This is a genomic window from Borreliella bissettiae DN127 (genome assembly GCF_000222305.1).
Classification (GTDB): domain Bacteria; phylum Spirochaetota; class Spirochaetia; order Borreliales; family Borreliaceae; genus Borreliella; species Borreliella carolinensis.
In genome coordinates this window covers 22,891-29,936 of sequence record NC_015909.1, presented here as the reverse complement: position 1 = coordinate 29,936, position 7,046 = coordinate 22,891, and the positions used below count along the sequence as shown (strand labels likewise).

The 7,046-nt window shown below is 29.2% G+C and carries 7 protein-coding genes; 1 reads left to right on the top strand and 6 read right to left on the bottom strand.

All coding sequences use genetic code 11. From position 1 onward, the window contains the following. The 4 genes from BBIDN127_RS05190 to BBIDN127_RS05175 form a co-directional block, all read right to left on the bottom strand. Entirely contained in the window at nt 1–1,353 is a 1,353-nt protein-coding gene (locus BBIDN127_RS05190) for a PBSX family phage terminase large subunit (protein WP_014017701.1), read from the bottom strand. Next, nucleotides 1,350–1,916, bottom strand: coding sequence for a DUF603 domain-containing protein (locus BBIDN127_RS05185; protein WP_014017726.1), 567 nt, complete (start codon nt 1,914–1,916; stop codon nt 1,350–1,352). The genes BBIDN127_RS05190 and BBIDN127_RS05185 overlap by 4 nt, the downstream gene beginning before the upstream one ends. A gap of 181 nt (nt 1,917–2,097) precedes the next feature. Beyond that, the gene (locus BBIDN127_RS05180) at nt 2,098–2,625 is read right to left on the bottom strand and encodes a DUF643 domain-containing protein (protein WP_014017725.1); all 528 of its coding nucleotides are present in this window, start codon (nt 2,623–2,625) and stop codon (nt 2,098–2,100) included. A 184-nt stretch (nt 2,626–2,809) separates the two neighbouring features. Continuing rightward, complete coding sequence (locus BBIDN127_RS05175) at nt 2,810–3,910, bottom strand: Erp family protein (protein WP_014017724.1); 1,101 nt, start codon at nt 3,908–3,910, stop codon at nt 2,810–2,812. A 431-nt stretch (nt 3,911–4,341) separates the two neighbouring features. On the opposite strand from BBIDN127_RS05175, the gene BBIDN127_RS05170 reads away from it, so the two are divergent. Further along, a complete protein-coding gene (locus tag BBIDN127_RS05170) occupies nt 4,342–5,118 on the top strand; it encodes a tyrosine-type recombinase/integrase (RefSeq protein WP_014017723.1) in 777 nt (258 codons plus the stop codon). A gap of 5 nt (nt 5,119–5,123) precedes the next feature. Here the strand turns inward: BBIDN127_RS05170 and BBIDN127_RS05165 are convergent, their stop codons facing one another. Together BBIDN127_RS05165 and BBIDN127_RS05160 are read right to left on the bottom strand one after the other, a co-directional pair. Further along, nucleotides 5,124–5,549, bottom strand: coding sequence for a DUF261 domain-containing protein (locus BBIDN127_RS05165; protein ID WP_014017722.1), 426 nt, complete (start codon nt 5,547–5,549; stop codon nt 5,124–5,126). 51 nt (nt 5,550–5,600) lie between these two features. Continuing rightward, nucleotides 5,601–6,923: a DUF244 domain-containing protein gene (locus BBIDN127_RS05160; RefSeq protein ID WP_014017721.1), complete on the bottom strand. Its 1,323-nt coding sequence runs from the start codon at nt 6,921–6,923 to the stop codon at nt 5,601–5,603. Nucleotides 6,924–7,046 lie beyond the last annotated feature (123 nt).

Below are 7,046 nucleotides of genomic sequence, written 5' to 3'. Positions count from 1 at the left end.
TTACAAAAATCTTTGGTTGCCAAAGTGAACACTTCTCTCTCTATATCCTAAAGACAACATCAAATATGCTGCAGATATTGCATCAAGAGCGTCATCATGGGTTTTATTATCCCCCTTATACGAATAAATATCATTAAATACAGAAGAACTGCTGTACTTTGTAATGTAAAGTTTCTTGTAAGTAAACGGCGTAATTAACGTTGTTATTCTGCTAAATTTATTAGATTTTGGCTTAACTGGAACAATTCTAAAATATTGGCTCATATTATTTCTTAGCAACATATATTCACGAGTCAATCCGCCAGCACCTTTTGTATTGTCTCTATCCTCTAAATACAGTGTATGTACATTGAAATTCTCTAAAACGGTCTTGATCATATTCATAATATATGGATCATTGGCTGGTCGTTGGTCTTGAAATACAAAAGCATAATACTTATCATCAACCCGCTCCATAACACATAATGCAGTGTTATCCCCTCCAACGCTAAATGCTGGGTCTAAATATGCTATTGGACTAGTAAACACATAATCCTCAGTAATATTTATTTGTGTAAAAATTGAATCGGTGCTTGCTATCCATTCACCTAGCAAAACTCTTGCTTTATATGATGGGATATCTTTATAGAGTTTCTCTTGAGTTTCTATAAATCCTTTGCTAAGTAGAACATTGTCATAAGTTGTAAAATTATATGTCTTAAAAGTCGCTATATTATCAATATAGTCGGTTTTAAAATAGTGTTCCGGATGATCGGGATTAGTATCAAAAATAATAGTTTCTTGCCCACACCTAAGTCTTTTTAAAACTTCCTCTAATGTTTGCTTGTGTAAAGTTGTAGCCTCATTCACAAAAATAAGTGCCGAATTACTACCCCTAAACCTTTCAAAATCACTTGCCTTATCTCCTCCGTATAGATTAATACGAAGTGAATCAATCAGAATATATGAATTATTTGTATGTCTTGGAATATAAGGAATTTTAAGAAGTTTGCATAGCTTTTCAAATTGCCCCAAAACATTAACTTCAACTGAACGCTGTGAATTGCCAATAATGAAATTATTAGTATCACTAGAGTATAACTTTTTATTTTCAATTAAACTTTTGAGAAAAAGATAACATGCAAGATACGTTTTACCGCTAGCTATACCTCCGCTGAGTATAATCTTCTTTTCATTATTCTTTTGAATACTTTTTATCACATTTTTTTGTTTTAAAGTTAACTGTTTTTCTTCAAACTTAGCAAAATTAATTGAGCAGTTTGTTAGCTTTACAAATTGTGATATATCAACCCCATATTTATTTTTGTATTCCTTTTGGAGTGTTGTAAAAAGTTTTGTTTGATATAAGTTCACTTGTGCCCTTTACTATTTTTGTAGTTGCTTTTGCTTTCAGCTTCATTAGCAGTTGCAAGTTTTTTCATACATTCATAGTAAAGCTCCATTTCTCTTATTGAACACTCCTTTATATATTCATCAAGCTCGCTTTTTAAAGAATCAATTTCTCCATTATCAACTATCTTACTTTTTTTCCTACTTGATTTATTTAAAGCGTCAATTTCGGCTCTTAAATTTTTTATTTTAGTATGCATACTAACAAGCTCAACACTAGAATATTGCTTAAATGCATTTATAAACCCTAATTCTAAATTAGCCCGCTCTAAATCCAATTCGCTTTTAACTTTCCTAGCGTTAACTTCTGATCTAAAGGTTTGCGACAAAAGGTGTTCAAAAGTATCTTCACTAATTGTTACTCTAGAGTCCTCGTTAATAAAATTTCCTCCACTTTCCCATTTTTGTCTCATTCTCCACACATTTACTTTAGAAACTCCTAATTTGTCCGCTATTTCTACATCGCTTAATAAGCCCTCGCTAAAATATGCAACATAATCATCAAAAGACCTTTTACCTTTTTTCAAAAAAATTTCTCCTAAAATAACAAAATTAACAAATTGTTTCTCTAAATAATAATTCAATTTGTAAATCGTTAACATAAACTATTGTCTTATTGATATCTATTGATAGATGTTTGATATTTATTGACTTTTATTGATTTAAAAATAGCGATTAACCAATTTATTAAATTTTGCTACAACTTGACTATACAAATTCGGAAAAATCTTTCATTGTTTTTATAAGATACTTCCTTGTACAAATTCCCTTATCATAGTAGTGCATTATTATAAATAATATCTCTACAAAGTCGAGAACCACGGATATTGATTCTCGTTTTGGATCTTTTTTACCAATCTCATCCATAATATCAGAAACAATACTCAAAAACCGATCGGAATATTTCTCTCCCATTTTTTCTAAACATTTTTCTAGCATTCCTTTTTTGTATCTACAATCAAACTTCATATTTTGAAAATTTTTATACTTTTCTATTATATGCTTATCTTTCAGAACGTCTTCAATAAAATTTTTTGCAGGGTCTACAATAGCATTTATGATTTCATCAAAGCTTTTTCCGGTTTTTCTTTTGTATTCTTGTATTGATACAAAACCTCTATAAAAATCCTTTTTTTGTTCTAGAGTTAATTGCTTAACTCCATAAAGTTTGCTTATTTCCTTTTTTGTGCCTGGACTCAAGCAATCATAAAAATCTGAAATCTCATTTATATACATCATAACTCTAGAGAGTATATAAATAAACAATATTTTTAACAATAGTTTTTGGCACTTTTTGTATGAAAATTTTGATAAAAAACATTTATATATTCATAACAATAAAATCTACAAAAAAATAACAGCTGAGTATTTATTTTACCAGCTGTTATTTTGTGTATACAAAATTTATTTATATCTAAACCTATTCATAATCATCATTACTCTCCTCTATGTATCCCTTAATTTCTTCAAATTTAGAGTTGTCTTCAAGGTAGCTTTTTACTTTTTCTAATCCTGATTTTACTTTTTCTAAATCATCTTTAATATCGTTAACATTTACATTTTCTTTTAAAGGGGGTTCTGTGTATCCATCATATGCTTGATTGCCTACATTTAATTTATTCCTTAATTTATCTCTAGAATCACTCAATTCTTTTAACACCTTTCCTAATTCTGAATCTTCTTCATCCTCTTCCAAATCTCCATTACCCCAAGTTTTGCGTATAGAATTTTCGCCATCAACGAAATCATCATATACAGGCCCTGTAACTTTGTTTTTAACTTTTGTTGCTCCTACACTCTTTTCACCTTTTATATCATCAATATCCCCATTGATTTTAGCTATTTTATCTACGAGATCTTTTATTTTATCTTTAGCTTTTCTTTCTGCTTCTTCTCTCTCTCTTTCTTCTTCAGCTTTTCTTTCTACTTCTTCTTGTTCTTGTCTTTGTTTCTCTTCTCTTGCTCTTCTTTCTGATTCTGCTTGTTGTCGTTTTTGTTTTTCTTTAGCTTCTTTTTCTTTAGCTTCTTTAGCCTTGGCTTCTTCTTGTTTCTTTTTTTGTTCTTCTTTGTTTTGCTCTTCTTTTTTCTCCTCTACTTTTCCTTTTTCGCTATCTTGTTTTTCCTTTTTATCCTCTACTTTTTCTTCTTCAACTTTAGCTTCAGATTCTTTTGCTTGTTCTTTTTGTTGACCACCATTTTGTTCTGCTACTTTTACTGCTGGTACCGGCGTATTATCGTGGTCACTTGCCGGCAATACTGGTGGTGGATTTATTACACCATTATCAGGATCATCGCCCTGCATTAATTCCTTTTCTTCTTCTTGTAACTTTTTTACCAATTCATCTACTTTTGGACCATTTGAAGCGATTTTATCCTTTACTGGATCTAAAATCTTATCTAAAAATCCTTTAATTTTCCCTTCTGCATTTTGTTTTATATCTTTGTCAGCTGCAAAATTCTTGCAAGAAATTATCATCGCAAAAACAAACCAAATAGTAAATATTTTCATTATCTTATTCATAAGTTACTCCGTAAATCTCAAAGATAACGCAACACCCTAATAAATACAATTTTTCAAAGATTTAAATATATAATTTTGTTACATTCACCTGTTACATATTAACAAAACGAAAATGTAATTTTAACCAACTCCCAAAAATCTCTCCATTGCAAATGACCTACTCATTAAAATAGATTATAAAACACATACAAATTAAATTTCAAAGTCTTTGCTATATATCACTTAAAGTATTGTATCTTTCTTAAGTCCACCCCTCAGAAATTGACACTTCTATTTATTACAGCCACCCTACAATCCAAATTTTGCTTGCAATGAGAACACTCTAAATTTGACTAATTTTTTAGGTTTTTGGTAAAATATAAATTACATTTTTTATCTATTTTTATTGCTTTTACTTAACCTAAAAGTAACACTTATAAGGAGAGGATTTTATGGACATGAATAATTATTTTAATTTAAATAATTTCAACATAGATTTTATGCTCAAACTATTTCAAGATTATCAAAATGTGGTAAATGAAAATAAAATTCTTAAAAATTCTCTAAAAAATTCTTCCAAAAATAAAAAAGAATCTTCAAAACCAACTCCTAAATTTTATTTGACCCCAAAAATTGGCAAACTAATTGAAAAATGCATCAAAACATTAAAACAAACTGATCCAATATCTGGTTGGTTTTTACATTTACTCGCAATAAGTGGGTGTAGGGGGGCCGAACTGCAAAAAGTAAAAATGCAAGATATTACTCCCTTTTTAAGCAAAACCGGAAAAACTTTATACAACATAAAAGTAAATGTGGCAAAAAAAAGAAATGTCACTTGCATTCGAGAAATTGTTATCAACTCAGAAGAGTTCGAGGCTATCCAAACAGCACACAAAAATCATTTTAATGAGCAAAATCTTGATACAAGACGTACTTATTTTTTTCAAAAATCCAAACATAAGTTTAAAGACAACCAAATTAGCATTATCCATATTTCTAATAAATTTAAAAATCTTCTTAAAAAGTCGGGGTTTCGTGTAAATAAATCTCTCCATTTGTGTCGAAACTTATTTATTTCAAATTTGAAATCTAACGGCTACAATTCTTTTCAAATTAAAGAACTTATGAAATATTCTTCAACCAATGAAATTGATAATATCTACGGCCTATCTTCTGCTAATAAAATTCAAGCTTATGAATGTGCTAAAAAGTGCCTTAAACTTTAGTAAAACTATTTCAGTTTAAATATACGCTTTGAAGTTACTTTAAATATCTTCCCACGTGGTTTTAAGTCAAGTGAATCGTATAATATTTCTTTATTTTTTGTTGCTATAAAGTGATACCCATTAACCTTATCAATTTTAACTTCACTTATTTCAAATTCATTTGCTGCACCCAAATAATTTAAAGACTCATATCTTACACTACTTCTAATTCCATAGTAATTAAGTATCATACATGGATTTATAATAAAACAATTACTCTTAATGTAGCCAAGTCCTATAAATCTATAATACGCTGTATTTATATCATATGCATTAAATTCACGCTTCTTAAATAGACTTGTATAGTAATGTAGACACAAAAAGTAACAACCCCATTTTTGTATCTCTGGCCTTAAAGTTCTATTGTCTTGTTTTATTTTATTAATAATCATTGATTTCCTCTCCTATATTAAATTCTTTCTTTAATTTTTTAGTGCACCCATTCACATGGGGACACTGACATTATTTGCAAATGCTATATTGTTTGGGAAAAATAATGCTCCACTTGTTGGAAGTAGTCCCCTTAATCTATCTGATATTGCCCTTTTCTTAGGATCAAGAGTGAACACAAACTCTCCAAATCTATAATTTACCTGCTCAATTAGTGGACATGTATTTGTAATATTGTAAATTAGCATTTTCAGCCTATCTTTATAAGGCTTTTCTCTTTTTTTATTTTCGTTTTGAATTCTATTTAATTCTTTCTGTATACTATCAATCTCCATTAGATCACACGCAAGATTTTCAGCAGCTTGATTATCCCTAATTTCAAGCTCTACACAATCAACATATTCTACAAATTCTCTTGCCCAATCAAACTCAACTCCAGAACTATAAAATTCACTTCTTTCTACTAAATCTTCAACTAGTTTTATCACCTCATTATTATCATTATTTAATGTTTGTAAGTTGATATTATTATTTTTAAATATTTGAGTTCTTATGTTAAAAGCTTCCGTCTCGCATTTGTGAACATATTCAAGCACTTTTGCTATTAAGCCATCATTTCTCTTAATCTTACAGTTAACTGGTGCTGCATCTATTAAAAAGAATAAATTACAATACTCAAGTCCAGTACATGCTAGTTGCATTTGTGCCTGCACATAATATTTGAAAAAATATTTACTGCTTAAAAAATTGCCATTTTTATTGTATTCAGCAATAGCACCGCTCATATAATTAGAATCACTGCTTTTAATTTCTAAAAGCTCTGCGGTGCCGTTACTATTTATAAACCAACCATCAATTGTTGATCCAACAAACATTTCTGATTTACCAGTTTTCTTGTAATAATTATACTTATCAACACCGTTGGCATATTTGTTCTTATACAAAATATCAATATTATCACCATGTGCTTTAACAAATTCTCTAAATCCTAAATTCTCTAATTCTTTGCCCTTGAGCATATACAAATTCTCTTCAAAAGGTAGGCTCATTCCAAAATATTTAAGCACTCTGTTAATCATTAAATCTTTTAGCCCTGCACCACCAATCAAAACATTGCCTACTTCACTAGCACCGTATCTATCAAGTTCATTTCTTTGCACACTAAAATCAATATTTCGATTAAATCTAAAACACTCTTGACTACTTATTCCTGGTAATTTCTTACCTATCTTGCTTAATTTACTTTTTTCTTTAATGGGAGAAGATTTTTCCTCAAATATTTCACATCCAGTAAAACTTTGTTGTTCAACACTTATCATTTTGAGCTCTCCTTGATTAATTTCTTGTGGGTTATTTTTGTTTGAAAGATTTTCCATCTTTTTCCTCCATTATTGATATTTATAAAAATAAATATATAGCAAAAACTATTTTTGCCAACTTTTTTACAAAAATTTTTACAAAAAAATAGTTGGGCTTATTTAAATTCTATTGTCTAAGAA

Excerpts from the sequence above, each read along its gene's own strand:
- BBIDN127_RS05170 (WP_014017723.1), top strand. The coding sequence starts at position 4,342 with ATGGACATGAATAATTATTTTAATTTAAATAATTTCAACATAGATTTT.
- BBIDN127_RS05160 (WP_014017721.1), bottom strand. The coding sequence starts at position 6,923 with ATGGAAAATCTTTCAAACAAAAATAACCCACAAGAAATTAATCAAGGA.
- BBIDN127_RS05180 (WP_014017725.1), bottom strand. The coding sequence starts at position 2,625 with ATGTATATAAATGAGATTTCAGATTTTTATGATTGCTTGAGTCCAGGC.
- BBIDN127_RS05165 (WP_014017722.1), bottom strand. The coding sequence starts at position 5,549 with ATGATTATTAATAAAATAAAACAAGACAATAGAACTTTAAGGCCAGAG.
- BBIDN127_RS05175 (WP_014017724.1), bottom strand. The coding sequence starts at position 3,910 with ATGAATAAGATAATGAAAATATTTACTATTTGGTTTGTTTTTGCGATG.